Source organism: Terriglobales bacterium, assembly GCA_035651995.1.
In the GTDB taxonomy this organism is placed as follows: Bacteria; Acidobacteriota; Terriglobia; order Terriglobales; family Acidobacteriaceae; genus DASRER01.
Genome location: DASRER010000002.1, coordinates 55663 through 70948 on the forward strand (window position 1 = coordinate 55663; position 15286 = coordinate 70948).

Below are 15286 nucleotides of genomic sequence, written 5' to 3' on the forward strand. Positions count from 1 at the left end.
GTGTGAGTTAACGGATCTCCTTGATGCGCGCGCGGACTTTTTCCGCCACCGCTTTCGGCAGAGGCGCGTAGTGAAGCTGCTGCGTCATTCCCTGCCCTGAATCGAGCATCCAGGTCAGGAAGTCGGTGATGACTCTTTTTTTGTTGCCGTCGCTCCACTGGGCCGGCACCAGCAGCCACGTAAAGCTGGAGATCGGGTACGCTTCCTTGCCCGGCGCGTTGGTAATTGACACGCGGAAGTCCGCCGGCATGTTGGTGACCGAAGCAGCCGCCGCGGTGGTTGACTCCAGCGACGCCTTCACGAACTGGCCCGATGCGTTCTGCACCGGCCCATAAGGAATGTTGTTCTGCAGCGCGTAGATCAGCTCCAGGTAGCCGAGCGCGCCGTCCATCTGGCGCACCATGCCGGCCACTCCCTCGTTCCCCTTGGCGCCCAGTCCCACGGGCCACTTCACCGAAGTGCCCTTGCCCACGCTGTCGCGCCAGTCATTGGAAACTTTGGAAAGATAGTCGGTCCAGATAAAGCTCGTTCCGCTGCCGTCCGAGCGGTGCACCACCACGATCGCCTGGTTGGGCAGGTTGACGCCCGGGTTCGCCTTCGCGATGGCTGCGTCATTCCACGCCGTGATGCGGCCCAGGAAGATGCCGGCGAGAATCGCCGGCGTGAACTTCAGCTCGCCCTTGAAGCCGGGAATGTTGTATGCCGGCACCACCGCCCCGAGGACGGTGGGCAGGTGGTAAATCTTGATCTTGGCCTCGCTCAATTGCGCGTCGGTCATGGGGCCGTCGCTGGCGCCGAAGTCCACGGTCCCCGCCAGCAACTGGCGGATGCCGCCGCCCGAACCGATCGACTGGTAGTTGATCTCTACGTCCGGATGCTGATTGTGGTATTCGCTGAACCACTTTGAGTAAATCGGATAGGGAAAAGTGGCGCCGGCGCCGTTCAGATTGGTTGCCGCTGCCGCCGATAGCGCAAACATCATGGCGGCCAGGACCACCAGCAATTTCTTGATCAAGGCATGCCTCCGAAGTGTGTTCTCCTCCTGATTAGTAGGTTCGAATCTTTAAAGGCTGGTTAATGTCGTTTGAAAATCTGGTGAATACCCGCCCGAAGGCGAGATCAGGAAGGTAGGCGTCGCGGCGCCGCCGCGCCCGCGTTGCGCTCCAGCAACCATTGCAGAAACATCTGCTCGAATGGCTTGTCCTTGGCGCGCAGCAGGTGGCGCACGGTGTGGCCGCTCACCAGATGGCAGACTTCTTCGGCCACGTTCTTCACGTGATCGCCGGCGCGTTCCAGCGCCTGCGCCATGAAGAGCACGTGCAGGCTGTGCATGCCGCGCAGCGCATCGTGGCCCTCGGTATGGCGGATCACCACCAGGTTCCGCAGGCGGTCCATCTCCGAATCCATGCGCAGCACGTCGAGCGCGGCGTCAATGTCGCGCTCCTGGAAGGCGCCCCGGACGTGGGTCAGCATCGCCTCCAGCACCGACGCCATGCGGGTCAGCATTTCCAGGTCGTCCATCTCGATGCGCGAGCGCACGATCGCCACCCGCTCGGCAAAGCTCACCACCAGGTCGCCAATGCGTTCCAGGTCCACCACCAGTTTGAGGCACGCCAGGAGCTGGCGTACTTCCCGCTCACCCGCATGCACGACCGCCCGGGTGACGCGTTCGTCGATCTCGGCATCCAGCCGATCGAGTTGCTCCTCGCATTGATGGACGGCCACGAACGAGTATCGCGTCCCGTTCACCAGCGCGTCGGCCGCATGCGTAGCGGCGCTCCCGGCAATCCGGCAGGCCTCCAGCGTACGCTGGAGCACCTCGCTGCTGCTGTTGTTTGGGTCGGGCGCGGGCATCGCGGTGGAAGTCACAGCATCCTCCCGAATCTCCTGGTCCGGCCACCGGCCTGGCTGCGGGGGTTAGGGAGGTCCAGGCCGGCGCCGGACCTGCTTGCAGCTAGCATGCCGCCGCTTGGTTAAGGCTCCGTGAATGCCGCGTAAAATTCCTGAAAATCGCGCTGTCGAAGACGTTCCGCCCTGGCCTCCTCCCCCACCTTCCGTTAGCTCCGAGCGGTTCCCGAAACCGCAATCTTCCCGTTTTGGCACCCGCAGGTGGGTGAGGGAGGGCGGCGCGAATTGAACCTTTACCGCTAACCCGTGGAGCTCAATCACACTGATGCGAGAACACCAGGCGCTACCCAACTTGGCTTTGGACGTGCAAAGGCGCCTACGGGCCGGCCTGTGCTCGATACCCTTCACATTTCGCCAACCGCGCTGGACGAAATCCGCAACCAGTTCCTGCGCGAACTGCGGGTGAGCCTGCAACTGCCGATTCGTGTCTGGGGCATGGACGCGAACGGCAAGCCGTTCGCCGTCTCGGCCGAAACCATGGAGATCAGCGCGCTCGGCGCTCGGCTGCGTGGCGTCACCCCGGTGAAGAACGGCGAAGTGATCGGAATTCAGTACGAGGACCAGAAGGCGCGCTTCCGCGTAGTCTGGCTGGGCGACGCCACTACACAGAGCTCCGGCGAAATCGGCGTCCGCTCGCTCGATGAGAGCAAGTGCATCTGGTCCAATGCGCTGCAATCGCCGCCTTCGGCCAAGGCGCAGGCCGCCGCCGCCGTGCCCCTGGCTGAACAGAAGTCCCTCACGCCGAACCGGCGGCGCTACGTGCGCTACCCGTGCAATGCCGAGGTCGAGCTGAGGAGCGGAACTGCCGCCATGAGCACCAGGTTCCGCCTCAGTGACATCAGCCTCGGCGGCTGCTACGTTGAAACCATGTCTCCGCTGCCGCTCGATACGCCCGTGTTCCTCACGTTGCGCACGCCGCAAGCCGTGATCGACATCCGCGGCAACGTGCGCACGTCGCACCCCTCGATGGGAATGGGCATTGGCTTCACCGACATCGCGCCGGAACAGTGGAAGCTGCTCGCCGACTACGTTGCCCAGCTCAGCGGAAAGCCGCCCGAAGCGCCGTCCGGCCCGGCCAACGGAGCCGGCGCAACACCGGCGGCGAACTCCCAGGCGAACGTGGAAGCCTTGCTGCGCCTGCTGGAAAAGAAAGGACTCTGTACTCGCGAGGAATTCCTGCGCGAGCTGGGAAACGGCTCCCGCTCAACGTCAACGACCTGAACGCCGCCGCAACCGAACGCTCGATTCAGGAGACGGGCAAGCATGGCCGCCGCCTGGTTGATCACTGTTTCGTTCGCGCCCTGGAATTCGCCCTGATCGTGTTGCTCTTTGCTTCTGGAAGCCTGGCTCCGGCTGCCCCGATTCCCCGCGGCGAGGCCGCGCCGGGCCCTTCGCCCCATGGACGCTAAGGAACGAGTCGCCTGAATAAGTTTGCATCCGGCGCGTGTCCGTGACCTGTGCCAAGCCGTAGAAACCAATTGAGTTTCTGGGCTTCCTAACCCGCCAAAGCGTGCTAACATCGCGCCCCGTGGGCAATCCGGCTGACATCTCCCAGGCGGCTTTCGACGAGATCCGCAACAAATACTTGCGCGAGATGCGCGTCAGCATGCAGCTGGCGGTGCGTGTCTGGGGCATGGACGTGAACAACAAGCCGTTCACCACCATGGCCGAAACCATCGAGATCAGCCCGCTGGGCGCGCGCCTGAAGGGCGTCAATCCGGTCAAGAGCGGCGAAGTGATCGGCATCCAGTACGAAGACCAGAAGGCGCGTTTTCGCGTGGTCTGGCTGGGAGACCCTGCTACCAACAGCGCCGGCGAAATCGGCGTCCACTCGCTCGATGAGAGCAAGTGCATCTGGTCAACCGCGCTGCAGAACCAGCCTTCGATCAAGGAGCAGGCGGCGGCAGCCATGCCCGGCGCCGAGCACAACGCGCTCACCCAGAATCGGCGCCGCTATGCGCGCTATCCCTGTTCCGCCGACCTCGAACTGCGCAGCGGCAATGCGCTGGTCACGTCGAGGCTCCGGATCACCGACATCAGCCTGGGTGGTTGCTACGCCGAGACCCTCTCTCCCCTCCCGGTGGATACGCTGCTCACCATCACGCTGCGTTCACCGAGCGGGCCGATCCACCTTAAAGGTGTGGTCTGCACCAGCCACCAGAGCATGGGTATGGGCATCGGCTTCACCGACGTCGACCCGGAGGAATGGAAGCTGCTGGTCAACTATGTTGCCCAGCTGAGTGGCAAGCCCCTCGACCCGCCACCTCCTCCTGATCCGATAGGCCAGCCGGCGCCCCCCGCCGTCCGCCGCGACGTCGAGGTCTTGCTGCGCCTGCTGGAGAAGAAGGGACTGCTCACCCGCGAGGAATTCCTCAACGCCCTGATCAATGGTCCTGACTAATCGCGGTTGGCCCTATTCGAACCTGAGCGCTTCGATCGGGTCCAGTTGCGCCGCCCGACGCGCCGGGTAGTATCCGAAGAACACTCCCACGAAGACGGAAAACAGCACCGCGACCGCGATCGCGCTGGGCGGAATCATCATTGGCCAATCCAGAGCGCGGCCGATCCCCAGCGATCCAAAGAATCCCACGGCCACGCCCAGTGCCCCGCCGAACAGGCTGAGCAGCACCGCCTCGCCCAGGAATTGCGCCTGCACGTTCCACTCCGTGGCGCCGACCGCCAGGCGAATGCCGATCTCACGAGTACGCTCGGTGACTGACACCAGCATCACATTCATGATCCCGATACCGCCCACCAGCAGCGACACCGAAGCGATCCCAACCAGCAGGAAAGTGAACGTGCGGCTGGCGTCAAGCTGCGCCTGCACAACTTCTTCGGGCTTGCGGATGTTGAAGTCGTCGTCTTGGCCTGGCTGAATGCGGTGGCGCTCTCGCAGCAGAACCGCTAATTGTTCGGTCGCAATCGGGACCATCTCTCGCGATACGGCCGAGCACATGATGTCGTCGAGCCAGCTGTTGCCGTTCAGCTTCTTCATCACCGTGGTGTACGGCATCAGGATGAAGTCGTCCTGGTCCTGTCCGAACGACGAATAACCCTTCGCCGCCAGCGTTCCGATGACCTGGCACGGGATCGTGCCCACCCGGAGGGTCGCGCCGATCGGATTCTGCACGCCGAACAACTGCTGCTGGATCGTGTGCCCGATCACGCACACATTCGCCGCGCGCGTCACGTCATCGTCGGTGAAGTTAGCGCCGGATGCGATGCTCCAGCGCTTGATCTCCAGATACGCCGGGCCCTCACCGCGATACTGCGTGTTCCAGTTGTTGCCGCCAAACACCACCTGCGTGCGCCCGTCGGACTGCGGCGAGACAGCCTTCACCAGGTTGGTCTGCCGGGCGATGGCTTCCGCGTCGCTCACCAGCAGAGTTTTGGTGCCATGCGTCCCGGTACGAACACCGTTGGGGGCGCGCCCGCCGGCTTCGATCCAGACAAGGTTGTCGCCCAGGTTCTCCAACTGGTTCTGTATCTGTGCCGAGCCGGCATTGCCGATCGCTACCACGCAGATCACCGCCGCGATGCCGATGGTGATGCCCAGCACCGTCAGCGTGCTCCGCGTCTTATTGCGCTGCAGGAAGCGGACGCCTTCGCGCAGCAGAGAGAACAGCAACATGACTGGCGGCCATTATCCCACGACGGACACGCCGCACTTCTTAGAACACCGCGCCCGGGGCCCTGTTGCGCACTCGGCTTCCCTGCTCGCAATTACACAAGTATTACATTCGCCTCGCTTTGTGCCTGTTAACTTCAAAGGTCGTACTGAGGACAACCAACCTGCTCATGAGCTCCATGGCTGCCGCTCACCCCTGCAACCCGAAGGTCAATTTTCTAACCACCACCATCATGGCCCTGTTTCACGGCGGCGCCGTGCTGGCGCTGTTCATGTTCAGCTGGAAGGCCCTGTTCGTCTCAGTCGCCCTGTGGTACGTCGCCGGCAGTCTCGGCATCGGCATGGGATACCACCGGCTGCTCACCCATCGCGGATATCAGACGCCGAAGTGGGTCGAATATTTCCTCACCATCTGCGCCACGCTGGCCCTCGAAGGAGGGCCCATCTTCTGGGTGGCAACGCACCGCATTCATCATCAGAATTCCGACAAGGAAGGCGATCCGCACTCGCCGCGCGACGGCGCCTGGTGGGCCCACATGGGCTGGATCCTGATGGGCGAGAGCCAGCACCACAATCGCCGCGAACTGGCCCGCTACACCCCTGACCTCGCCAAAGACAAATTTCATCTCTGGATTTCGCAATATCACTGGCTGCCGATTGCGCTGCTCGGCATCGTTCTGCTGGCGGTGGGCGGCTGGTCGTTGCTTCTGTGGGGCGTGTTCCTTCGCGTGGTGGTTGGTTTGCACTGCACCTGGCTGGTAAATTCGGCCACGCACATGTGGGGCACGCGTCGCTTCGCCACGCGCGACGACTCCACCAACAACTTCCTGATCGCCATAATGACCTTTGGCGAAGGCTGGCATAACAACCATCACGCGCACCCCGGTTCCGCCCGCCACGGTCTGGCCTGGTGGGAGTTCGACATCAACTGGTACGGAATCCAGTTCCTGCGCCTCTTCGGCCTGGCGAAGAAGATCAAGGTCGCGCACCTTCCCGAGCGCGCCGCTGAGCAACAACCCTCTTCGACGTCCGGCCCCGAACTGATCTCCGCATGACCTTCGTCAACTGAAATAAGCATGGGGCCCGGCCGCCCTCGGCCGGGTCTTCGTTTTGCGAGGACGATGTAGCCGAGCGCCGAATCGCAGCGATAAAATCACTGCGGCATGCGCATCTCCAGCCGCCGCGGCACGATCGTGTTCTTCATCATTCTCGGCGCCATTCTTGTGGGCGTCGCGGTGGCGCTCAATGTCAGCTGGATCATCCGCAACCTGCATGAGATCGGCACCCTGATCCTGGGCGCGATTTTCTTCGCCATCATCATCGCCGGCCTGATTCTCAACACCATCTTCCTGGTGCGCGAAATCCGCCGCAACGAGCAGCACGACAGCTTCATCAACGCGGTCACCCACGAACTGAAGACGCCCATCGCCTCCATCCGCCTGTACCTGGAAACTCTGGAATCGCGCTCGCTCGATGACCGGCAGCGGCGCCAGTTCTACGGCATCATGCGCGACGACACCGACCGCCTGCTCGGCACGGTCGAACAGGTCTTGAAGGCCGGCGAGGCGGGGCAGAAGCGCGGACCATCGCATCCGGTGGAATTGGAGTTTTCCGAGCTGGTGCAGCAGTGCCTCGACCTGGCGCGCACGCGCTACAACCTGCCTTCGGAGGCGTTGCGCTACGCCGTGGCGCCTTCCAACGGACATCGTCCTGCCGTCCTGGGCGATCCCGACGAGCTGCGCACCGCCATCGGCAACGTACTCGACAACGCCATCAAGTACTCGGGCGGCAAGGTCAGCGTGGCCGTCGAGGTCTTCGAGCCCGATGAGAAGACAGTCGCGGTTCGCGTTACCGATCGCGGCATTGGCATCCCGCGCGGAGAGCTGCGCCGCATCTTCAAGCGCTTCTACCGCGTCCGCAATCGCGCCGTGGGAGAAGTGAAAGGCACCGGGCTCGGTTTGTTCATCGTCCGCAGCATCACGCGCCGCCATGGCGGCGACGTGCTCGCCGAAAGCGCCGGCGAAGGCCAGGGCGCGACCGTCACCATCCGCCTGCCACGGGTCCGCGCCGCATGAGCCGCCTGCTCATTGTGGAGGACGAGGCGCACCTCGCCGACGGCCTGCGCTTCAATCTCGAAGCCGAAGGCCACTCGGCCGAAGTAGTTTCCACCGGCGAAGCGGCGCTGGAAAAATTACTGTCGCATGCGAACCCGTACGACGCCGTCGTCCTCGACGTGATGCTCCCCGGCATCGACGGCTTCCAGGTCGTGACCGAATTGCGACGCGCGAACCAGTATCTCCCGGTGCTGATGCTGACGGCGCGCGGCCGTCCGGAAGACGTGCTGAAGGGATTCGAGTCCGGCGCCGACGACTATCTGCCCAAGCCCTTCGAGCTCGCCATCCTGATGGCGCGCATCCACGGCCTGCTGCGCCGCAGCGATTGGACGCGCAATCACGCGCCGCGGCCGGCCGCCTCCGAGAACCGCGAAGCGGCCCCCGCCAACGACGTAGTTTCCTTCAACGGTAAGACGGTCGATTTCCGCTCACTCGAACTTCGCGCCGCCGGGCGCACCATCCACCTCACCATGATGGAGGCTGACCTGCTCCGCCACCTGATCCGCAACAACGGCCAGGTCGTCTCCCGCCGATCTTTATTGGAGGATGTGTGGGGGCTGCGCGAAGACACCGACACCCGCGCCATCGACAATTTCATCGTGCGCCTGCGCCGCTACATCGAGCGCGAACCCGCGCGCCCTCGGCATCTGCTCACCGTGCGCGGCGTCGGATACAAGTTCATCCTGGAGCCCGCCGCCGAGGAAAAGAAAGCGCGCCTCAGCCGCTGGCGCGCTTAGCTTCGATTCTGATGTCATCCTGAGCGAAGCAAATTAGCCCGGCCAAGCCGGACTGATCTTGTGAAGTCGGACGATCCCTGCCCGCATCCGCGAACTCGGGGGCCACGGCTACTTCTTTTCCTCGAACTCCTCGCGCAACCGCTTCACCCGCTGCCCCAGGCTCAACAGATACCCGATGTGGACCACCCACGTCAGAATGTAAGCCGCATAGAGGAACTTCATCGCGCCGCCGCCCCCTCAACGGTTTGTTCGTCCAACCGCTGCCGCGCGCGCTCCAGTTGATACCGCAGCGCGATCAGCAGCAGGGCAAAACACGTAAACGCCAGCCAGTTCCACAGTACCGGCGGCCACATCGAGGGATCGAGCCCCGAGCCCTCGCCGCCGCCGATCACCGGCTGTGGATGCTGCGTGCGGAAAATGCGGTTCGACACGTACACCAGCGGCACGTCCACGAACCCGAAGACGGCCAGCACCGCCGCCATCAGCGGCGCCTGTCCGCTTGTCGAGAACCGGCGCAGCACCAGATAGCTGATGTAGATGAGCCACATCACCAGCGTTGTCGTAAGGCGCGCGTCCCACGTCCACCAGATGCCCCACACAGGCTTCGCCCACAGCATCCCCTGGATCAGCACCGTGGTGCAGAACACCACGCCGACCTCCGCCGACGCCGCCGCCACCGCATCGCTTTTGCCGTCGCGCCTGGCCAGGTACACGAGCGACGCGATGAAGTTGGCGAAGAAGCAGGCGAAGGCCGTCATCGCCGAGCCGAAGTGGTAATAGAAGATGCGCTGCACGTCGCCCATCGTGCTCTCGGTCGGCGCCACCTCCAACCCCTGGTACAGCCCCCAGGAGAGCAGTGCCAGCGTGAGCACGGCGAAGATCGTGGTTTTGTTTTTCATTCTGCGTTGAGCACAGTCTCAAACAGCAGCAGACACACCGTGGTAAACACCACGTCGTAGACCCCGAGCAGTTCTATCCAGAAGCGCGCCGACCCGTCGCCGGTCAGCACCAGCGTGGTGGCCGAAACCATGCCCAGGATCGCCGGCAGCGAAATCGGAAACAGCAGCAGCGGCAGCATGACCTCGCGGCTTCGCGTCCGCAGCGAGAGCGCGGCGAAAAACGTCCCGTTCACCACCAGCGCCCACGTTCCCATCATCGCAATGGCGATGAGCTGCTCCGGCGGCCCCACCGAGCGCAGGTTGTAGAACACGATGAACAGCGGCGCCATCACCGCTTCCAGCAAGACCACGAAGAGAAAGTTGCCCGCAGCTTTTGCCAAAAACAGCGCATTCGCCGGCGCCGGCGACGCCCTGAATCCATCGAGCACCTGGTTGTGCATCTCGCGCGCCCAGGTCTGGTTCAGCGCCACGACCGACGCAAACAGAAACGACGTCCAGATCAGACCGCCCGCGATTTTGCGCGACTCTTCCGCTGTGGGATCGAAGGCGAAGCTGAAGATGACCACCACCAGCAGCCCGAAGAAGATCATCGAGTTGATGGCGTCTTTGGAGCGCCACTCGAGCCGGAGGTCCTTGGCGAGGCTGGCGCGCGTGATCGTGAGCAGGGCGCTCACAAGTCGTCGCTCCTCCACTCCATGCGCAGCGATACGGTGGAGGTAAACTGCGCGCTTCGGGCCGGAGCGCTGCCCCCCTGGTCGGTAATGCGCCCGGCTTCCATGCTGACGTAGTTGTCGGCCACGCCATCCAGCAGCGCCGGCTGGTGCGTGATCAGGACCACCGTGCGTCCGGCGTCGCGCAGCGTGGCAAGCGCGTCCACCATGTGCTGCGCCGATCCTGGGTCCACGTTCGAAAACGGTTCGTCGAGCAGCAGTAGCGCCGGATCGTGAACGATCGCGCGCGCCAGCGACAACCGTTGCCGCATTCCCTGCGAGTACTGACCTACGCGGCGCCGCAGCTTGGGATCGAGTTGCACCGCTTCGATCACATCGTGGCAGCGGCGCTCATCGTCAATTCCGTACAGGCAGGCGGTGTAGCGCAGGTTCTCCAGCCCGCTGAGTTGGTCGTAAAGCAGCGGCGCGTGCGGCATATACCCGATGCGCTCGGCCATCTCGCGCAGGTCGGCGCTGCCGAACACGGCCACGCGTCCTCGCGTGGGCTTCATCAACCCGGCGATGATGCGCAACAGCGTGCTCTTCCCCGCCCCATTTTCCCCGACGATGACATGCAGCTTCCCTTGCGCGAAGTCGGCTGTCGCGTCGCGCAACGCGACGGAGGGGCCGAATACTTTGCTCACCGCCGAAAGCTCGACGGCCGGCGTGGCGTCGCACGCTTGCTTGCGCGTGGAATAGTCCGATGTGCTCACTGCGTGCTGGGTGCGGATGGCGAATTCGCAGGCGCGCTCGCGCTCGCCGTCGCGGCCGGTTTCGCCTCGGACTTCGGCGCAGCCGGCTGCGCCCCCGGCTTGCTGCCATCCTGCGGCGCGTACTTCGATGCGCACTTCGCCTGGATCTGCTTGGCGTGGAACACGCCGTCGCGGCCGAAGCTGCCGTCAGCCAGCGCCTGCGAATCGTCCTTGAACGTGTCCGGCGGGGCCTCGGCGCCGGTGTACTCAACCTGCAGCACGTGTCCCTGCTCCACCAGGTTGAACTCCAGGTGCGTGCCGCGGCGCTTGATCGAGCCCGGGGCCACGTTGCCGGCCACGCGCAGCCGCTTGCTGTAAGCGCTGTCGCCCATGCCGCGCAGTTCCGCGATTGTCACGTAATAGCTCTTACTTTGCTCGACGCCGGTCCAGGCCAAATACGCCAGCGCCAGCACGATCACACCGATCGCCGCGCCGAAACGAACGTACTTGGATTGCGTGTTCGCCATCTGTCAAAAGCCTATGCTCGCCCTCATCAAGGGTCAAGTGAACCCCATTCTGGCAGAGGTCGCAAAGCGGCGCTGTGACGACAGTCACGGCCCGAGAACAGGCGACGCCAGCTCAGTCAGCCGCCGCCGCGCAATGAGTCCGCGCCGGCGGCGTCGCGGTACTGCCACGCGCCGGCCATGGTTGCCGCCACGATCGCCACCAGGTACACCGCGATCGATTCGCCAACCAGCCTGCGCGGCATGAATCGCAGCTCAGCCCAAAAGATGTCGGCCACGCTCAGGCAGAACCACACAGCGAGGCCGGCCATCGCGGCGGTTTTCGGGCCGGGGCCGTGGAACGATCTCATCGACGCATACAACCACATCGTGACCACGCCTAGCGCGAAGACGCCCACGTTGAACACAACTACAAACTCGGTATTGGGAATCGGAAATCTGCTGATGCCGGCCACCGCCATTTGCCACTCCTGGCCGTAGAACATCCATGCTGGAACACCCAGCACCATGACCACCAGCCACCACAGCAGCGCGCCTGTGAGTACCCTGCCGAAGTTCACCTTGCGCATCGAGTCCTCCCCGCGGCGCCCGCGGCACGCCGGGTTCCGCTCAGTTGCCGGACCGCGCCGGAATCTCGGCAGTCCCGGTCACCGTGCCGAGCAGCCCGGAGCGATTGTCGCGAACCCCGATTTTCAGAACATACTTCCCCGGCGCCAGTTGCAGGTTCTGGCTAAACTCGAAGCGCCCGGCCATCAGTTGCGAGAAAACCTTAGGTTTGACAGCCACGTTATACGTTTCCGCCACGTTGTTTACCAGCTTCCCCGCCGGAGTAAAGGCCTGGACTACGAAGTCCACGCTGGCGGCCTGCCCGCCGTCGCCCTTGGCGACAAAGGTGAGCGTATGCGGGTTCACGCCATAGTCCACCCGCAGCGGTGCACCGGCCGACGGTGTCACCCTCACCGCAAACGTCACCGTGCTCACGTCGCTCGAGCCGAACGACATCGCTTCCACGAACTCGCGCTTGCTGACCTCCTGCGCCGCCTGCACCAGGCGCGCCGGGTCGTAGGCAAAGTAGCCCTTGCGCGCGCGCACCTTCGCGCCCTTGCGGTCCACCTTCACCTCGATCTTGCGGTACTTGCCGTCCCATTCCTTACTGTCGGGGTAGTAGCCGAGGGTGTAGTAGTTGGAGCCGTCGGCGACGCTGAGTCCAATCGCGCGGTCGATCTCGTTCCGGTTGTAATAAGCGCGGCCTCCGGTCTCCTCCGCCACCTGCTCCATCGCCAAGTGCGAATCAGGCTGTGACGCCGACCGGAACGGATCGTTGGCGACCCTTTCCGCCTGCGTGGTCTGCGCTCCACTTGTGCGCGTGGTCCACGCATTCGCCAGGTCGTTTCTGGGCAGCGCCACCAGGCCGCGTGCGTCGATCGGATAGACGGCGATCTGATCCGCCGCCAGCAGCGCCGCGGTCCTCACCAGCACGTCTCCATAGTATTCAACCGCACGCGTATAGCTCGGACCGTTGGCCGGGTCATACGACAGCGGAAAGAATCCCGACAGCCAGAGCAGGTTCTTGCGCCCCGGATACGCCGCGGCATGCGCAGCGATCTGCCGAAGCGCGGCGAACGTATTCAGCATCCCCATGCGGCGGCGCTCGGTCTCGCTGAACGCGAACGCATCCTGAATGGCCTGCGCGACCCGCGGCACTTCCGCGAAGTAGGCTCCGTCAGCGCTGGGACTCGGCCGGCCGCTGTCTTCGTCGCTGGCAAGCGCCGCGGGCTGCGCGATGATGCGATCGATCGCCGCGGTCAGGATCCTCGGATCGCTCGTAAAGTCCTGCACCAGCGTTGCGTGGTTCGCGAGCAGATAGATGCATACCTGCTGGTCCTGTTGAACGGTTTTCAGGTATTTCAAGACGTCCTGCTTGGCCCGGTTCTGGTCTGCCAGCGGCGTGTTCAGCAGATCGAGCAGCAGAATCGTCGGTGGCCGGTTCACCGGCGGCGCGAAATTGGTGAACACTCCCGGCGGCAAATTGCGCCGCGCCACCGCCGCCGCGCCTGGCTCGGGGGGAGCGTATTCCTGCGCCTGAAAGACGCGGATGTTCTGCGGTTTTCCGTTTTCCAGCACCTTGAACTGCGCCGCCTGCAACCCGGTCACTGGTTTTCCGTTTTCCGTTACAACCGCGTCAATCAGCACAAGCCCGGTCGCGGTGCGCAGCACGGCTCCGGGCGTTCCCGGCGGAAGCGATTCCACCGCGGATTGTCCGCCGGCTGCCGGCTGGCTGGCCTGGCCAATGCACGGACAGCTTGCCAGGCAGAAAACAAGCCACAAACTCACACACGCTGGCGTTGCGGCATTCGCGCAATGTCGCATTTCCATCCTCCAACATCACAAACGGCTGACCGTTGCCCGCTGAGGGCGTCGCCGACCGGCAGCTTACGCGCAAATCGCCATCGAGTCGAGCTTACGCGTGCTCGCAAGCAAGCCGCCGCGTGATACGAGTCGCATTCCCCGGCAGCGTATAATTTTCTGTTTGAACCGAGCTTCACGGAGACCCTGACATGGCCACGACCGTCGGCACCACTCCCCAAAATGCAAGCGCTGTCCCTCAGCCGCGCGCTGAATGGATTGCGCGGCGCCGCGACCAGAACACAGACGGAAACTTCTCGCAGATGCACTACGCCCGCCAGGGCGTGGTCACGGAAGAAATGATGTACGTGGCCGAGCGCGAGCAGCTCGCTCCCGAACTGGTGCGCGATGAAGTCGCCCGCGGCCGCATGATCATCCCGGCCAACATCAATCATCCCGAGCTGGAGCCGATGGCCATCGGCGTCGCCTCAAAATGCAAGATCAATGCCAACATCGGCAACTCGGCGGTTACCAGCGAAATCGACGAGGAACTTCGCAAATTGCACACGGCTGTCCACTACGGCGCCGACACCGTGATGGACCTCTCCACCGGCGGCGACATCCATCGCATCCGCGAAGCCATCATTCGCCACTCGCCTGTTCCGGTCGGAACGGTACCGATTTACGAAGCGGTCTCGCGCGTCAAGCGCATCGAGGACCTCAGCGCCGACCTCATGCTCGAAGTGATCCACGAGCAGGCCGAGCAGGGCGTGGACTACATGACCATCCACGCCGGCGTGCTCATTCAGTATCTGCCGATGGTGTCCAAGCGCATCACCGGCATCGTCAGCCGCGGCGGCGCGATCCTCGCTCAGTGGATGGCACATCACCATCGCCAAAATTTCCTTTACGAACGCTTCGACGACGTCACCAGGCTCCTCGCCCGCTACGACGTTGCCTACTCGCTCGGCGACGGCCTCCGCCCCGGCTGCATCGCCGACGCCAGCGACGAAGCGCAGTTCGCCGAACTCCGCACTCTCGGCGAGCTCACGAAGAAAGCTTGGGAGCGCGACGTGCAGGTCATGATCGAGGGCCCCGGCCACGTTCCGCTCGACAAAATCAAGGAGCAGGTGGACGAAGAAGTGAAGTGGTGCCACGAAGCGCCCTTCTACACGCTCGGGCCGCTGGTCACCGACATCGCGCCCGGCTACGACCACATCACCAGCGCCATCGGCGCGGCGCTCATCGGCTGGCACGGCGCCGCCATGCTCTGCTACGTCACGCCCAAAGAGCACCTCGGTCTTCCCAACGAAAAAGATGTGAAGGACGGCATCATCGCCTACAAGATCGCCGCCCACGCCGCCGACGTGGCCCGCCATCGCCCCGGCTCTCGCGATCGCGACGACGCCATCAGCTTCGCCCGCTACAAATTCGACTGGAACAAGCAGTTCGAGCTCTCGCTCGATCCGGAAACCGCCCGCGCCATGCACGACGAAACGCTTCCCGACGACTACTACAAAGAGACGGCGTTCTGCTCCATGTGCGGCCCGAAATTCTGCTCCATGAATTATTCGGCAAAGGTGGACGAGTACAACAAGCAGGTGCACGGCCTGGAGAAGAAGGACTACTCCGACCTGCTGGTCAAGCTGACAGCAAAGTAGAGATCGAGCAGATTCCTGCGATGGAGCCTGGCCGCCCGCGGCCGGGCATTTCCGCGCAAGCCGAAGC

General features: G+C 63.7%; 16 protein-coding genes. 6 read left to right on the top strand and 10 right to left on the bottom strand.

Annotated features, from left to right (window positions below; translation table 11 throughout):
* Nucleotides 1-7 precede the first annotated feature (7 nt).
* Entirely contained in the window at nt 8-1015 is a 1008-nt protein-coding gene (gene pstS, locus VFA60_00295; protein HZQ90213.1) for a phosphate ABC transporter substrate-binding protein PstS, read from the bottom strand.
* Nucleotides 1016-1119: 104 nt separating this feature from the next.
* Nucleotides 1120-1869: a PhoU domain-containing protein gene (locus VFA60_00300; GenBank protein ID HZQ90214.1), complete on the bottom strand. Its 750-nt coding sequence runs from the start codon at nt 1867-1869 to the stop codon at nt 1120-1122.
* A 369-nt stretch (nt 1870-2238) separates the two neighbouring features.
* Here VFA60_00300 and VFA60_00305 point away from each other — a divergent pair, with 369 nt between their 5' ends.
* On the top strand, nt 2239-3129 hold the full coding sequence (locus tag VFA60_00305) for a PilZ domain-containing protein (GenBank protein HZQ90215.1): 891 nt from the start codon (nt 2239-2241) through the stop codon (nt 3127-3129).
* A gap of 307 nt (nt 3130-3436) precedes the next feature.
* Nucleotides 3437-4309, top strand: coding sequence for a PilZ domain-containing protein (locus VFA60_00310; protein HZQ90216.1), 873 nt, complete (start codon nt 3437-3439; stop codon nt 4307-4309).
* A 12-nt stretch (nt 4310-4321) separates the two neighbouring features.
* Here VFA60_00310 and VFA60_00315 read toward each other — a convergent pair whose 3' ends face one another.
* On the bottom strand, nt 4322-5539 hold the full coding sequence (locus VFA60_00315) for an ABC transporter permease (protein ID HZQ90217.1): 1218 nt from the start codon (nt 5537-5539) through the stop codon (nt 4322-4324).
* A 167-nt stretch (nt 5540-5706) separates the two neighbouring features.
* Between VFA60_00315 and VFA60_00320 the strand changes: the two genes are divergently transcribed.
* From VFA60_00320 to VFA60_00330, 3 genes are all read left to right on the top strand, one after another.
* Nucleotides 5707-6591: a fatty acid desaturase gene (locus tag VFA60_00320; GenBank protein HZQ90218.1), complete on the top strand. Its 885-nt coding sequence runs from the start codon at nt 5707-5709 to the stop codon at nt 6589-6591.
* A gap of 108 nt (nt 6592-6699) precedes the next feature.
* Nucleotides 6700-7611, top strand: coding sequence for a HAMP domain-containing sensor histidine kinase (locus VFA60_00325; protein HZQ90219.1), 912 nt, complete (start codon nt 6700-6702; stop codon nt 7609-7611).
* The gene (locus VFA60_00330; protein ID HZQ90220.1) at nt 7608-8387 is read left to right on the top strand and encodes a response regulator transcription factor; all 780 of its coding nucleotides are present in this window, start codon (nt 7608-7610) and stop codon (nt 8385-8387) included. Before VFA60_00325 ends, VFA60_00330 begins: the two co-directional genes overlap by 4 nt.
* 108 nt (nt 8388-8495) lie before the next feature.
* Here VFA60_00330 and VFA60_00335 read toward each other — a convergent pair whose 3' ends face one another.
* The 7 genes from VFA60_00335 to VFA60_00365 form a co-directional block, all read right to left on the bottom strand.
* The gene (locus tag VFA60_00335; protein ID HZQ90221.1) at nt 8496-8609 is read right to left on the bottom strand and encodes a CcmD family protein; all 114 of its coding nucleotides are present in this window, start codon (nt 8607-8609) and stop codon (nt 8496-8498) included.
* Complete coding sequence (gene ccsA / locus VFA60_00340) at nt 8606-9286, bottom strand: cytochrome c biogenesis protein CcsA (GenBank protein HZQ90222.1); 681 nt, start codon at nt 9284-9286, stop codon at nt 8606-8608. Before ccsA ends, VFA60_00335 begins: the two co-directional genes overlap by 4 nt.
* On the bottom strand, nt 9283-9960 hold the full coding sequence (locus VFA60_00345; protein HZQ90223.1) for a heme exporter protein CcmB: 678 nt from the start codon (nt 9958-9960) through the stop codon (nt 9283-9285). Before VFA60_00345 ends, ccsA begins: the two co-directional genes overlap by 4 nt.
* On the bottom strand, nt 9957-10709 hold the full coding sequence (locus tag VFA60_00350; GenBank protein HZQ90224.1) for an ABC transporter ATP-binding protein: 753 nt from the start codon (nt 10707-10709) through the stop codon (nt 9957-9959). Before VFA60_00350 ends, VFA60_00345 begins: the two co-directional genes overlap by 4 nt.
* Entirely contained in the window at nt 10706-11215 is a 510-nt protein-coding gene (locus VFA60_00355; protein ID HZQ90225.1) for a cytochrome c maturation protein CcmE, read from the bottom strand. The genes VFA60_00350 and VFA60_00355 overlap by 4 nt, the downstream gene beginning before the upstream one ends.
* Nucleotides 11216-11331: 116 nt before the next feature.
* Nucleotides 11332-11781 (bottom strand): hypothetical protein, encoded by a 450-nt coding sequence (locus VFA60_00360; protein ID HZQ90226.1) that lies wholly within the window; start codon nt 11779-11781, stop codon nt 11332-11334.
* Between the two features lie 40 nt (nt 11782-11821).
* Nucleotides 11822-13429, bottom strand: coding sequence for a VWA domain-containing protein (locus tag VFA60_00365; protein HZQ90227.1), 1608 nt, complete (start codon nt 13427-13429; stop codon nt 11822-11824).
* A 341-nt stretch (nt 13430-13770) separates the two neighbouring features.
* Between VFA60_00365 and thiC the strand changes: the two genes are divergently transcribed.
* Nucleotides 13771-15219: a phosphomethylpyrimidine synthase ThiC gene (thiC, locus tag VFA60_00370; GenBank protein HZQ90228.1), complete on the top strand. Its 1449-nt coding sequence runs from the start codon at nt 13771-13773 to the stop codon at nt 15217-15219.
* Nucleotides 15220-15286: the final 67 nt, after the last annotated feature.

Coding starts and splice junctions, on each gene's coding strand:
- VFA60_00315 (HZQ90217.1), bottom strand. CDS start 5,539: ATGTTGCTGTTCTCTCTGCTGCGCGAAGGCGTCCGCTTCCTGCAGCGC.
- VFA60_00320 (HZQ90218.1), top strand. CDS start 5,707: ATGAGCTCCATGGCTGCCGCTCACCCCTGCAACCCGAAGGTCAATTTT.
- VFA60_00325 (HZQ90219.1), top strand. CDS start 6,700: ATGCGCATCTCCAGCCGCCGCGGCACGATCGTGTTCTTCATCATTCTC.
- VFA60_00330 (HZQ90220.1), top strand. CDS start 7,608: ATGAGCCGCCTGCTCATTGTGGAGGACGAGGCGCACCTCGCCGACGGC.
- VFA60_00335 (HZQ90221.1), bottom strand. CDS start 8,609: ATGAAGTTCCTCTATGCGGCTTACATTCTGACGTGGGTGGTCCACATC.
- ccsA (HZQ90222.1), bottom strand. CDS start 9,286: ATGAAAAACAAAACCACGATCTTCGCCGTGCTCACGCTGGCACTGCTC.
- VFA60_00355 (HZQ90225.1), bottom strand. CDS start 11,215: ATGGCGAACACGCAATCCAAGTACGTTCGTTTCGGCGCGGCGATCGGT.
- VFA60_00360 (HZQ90226.1), bottom strand. CDS start 11,781: ATGCGCAAGGTGAACTTCGGCAGGGTACTCACAGGCGCGCTGCTGTGG.
- thiC (HZQ90228.1), top strand. CDS start 13,771: ATGGCCACGACCGTCGGCACCACTCCCCAAAATGCAAGCGCTGTCCCT.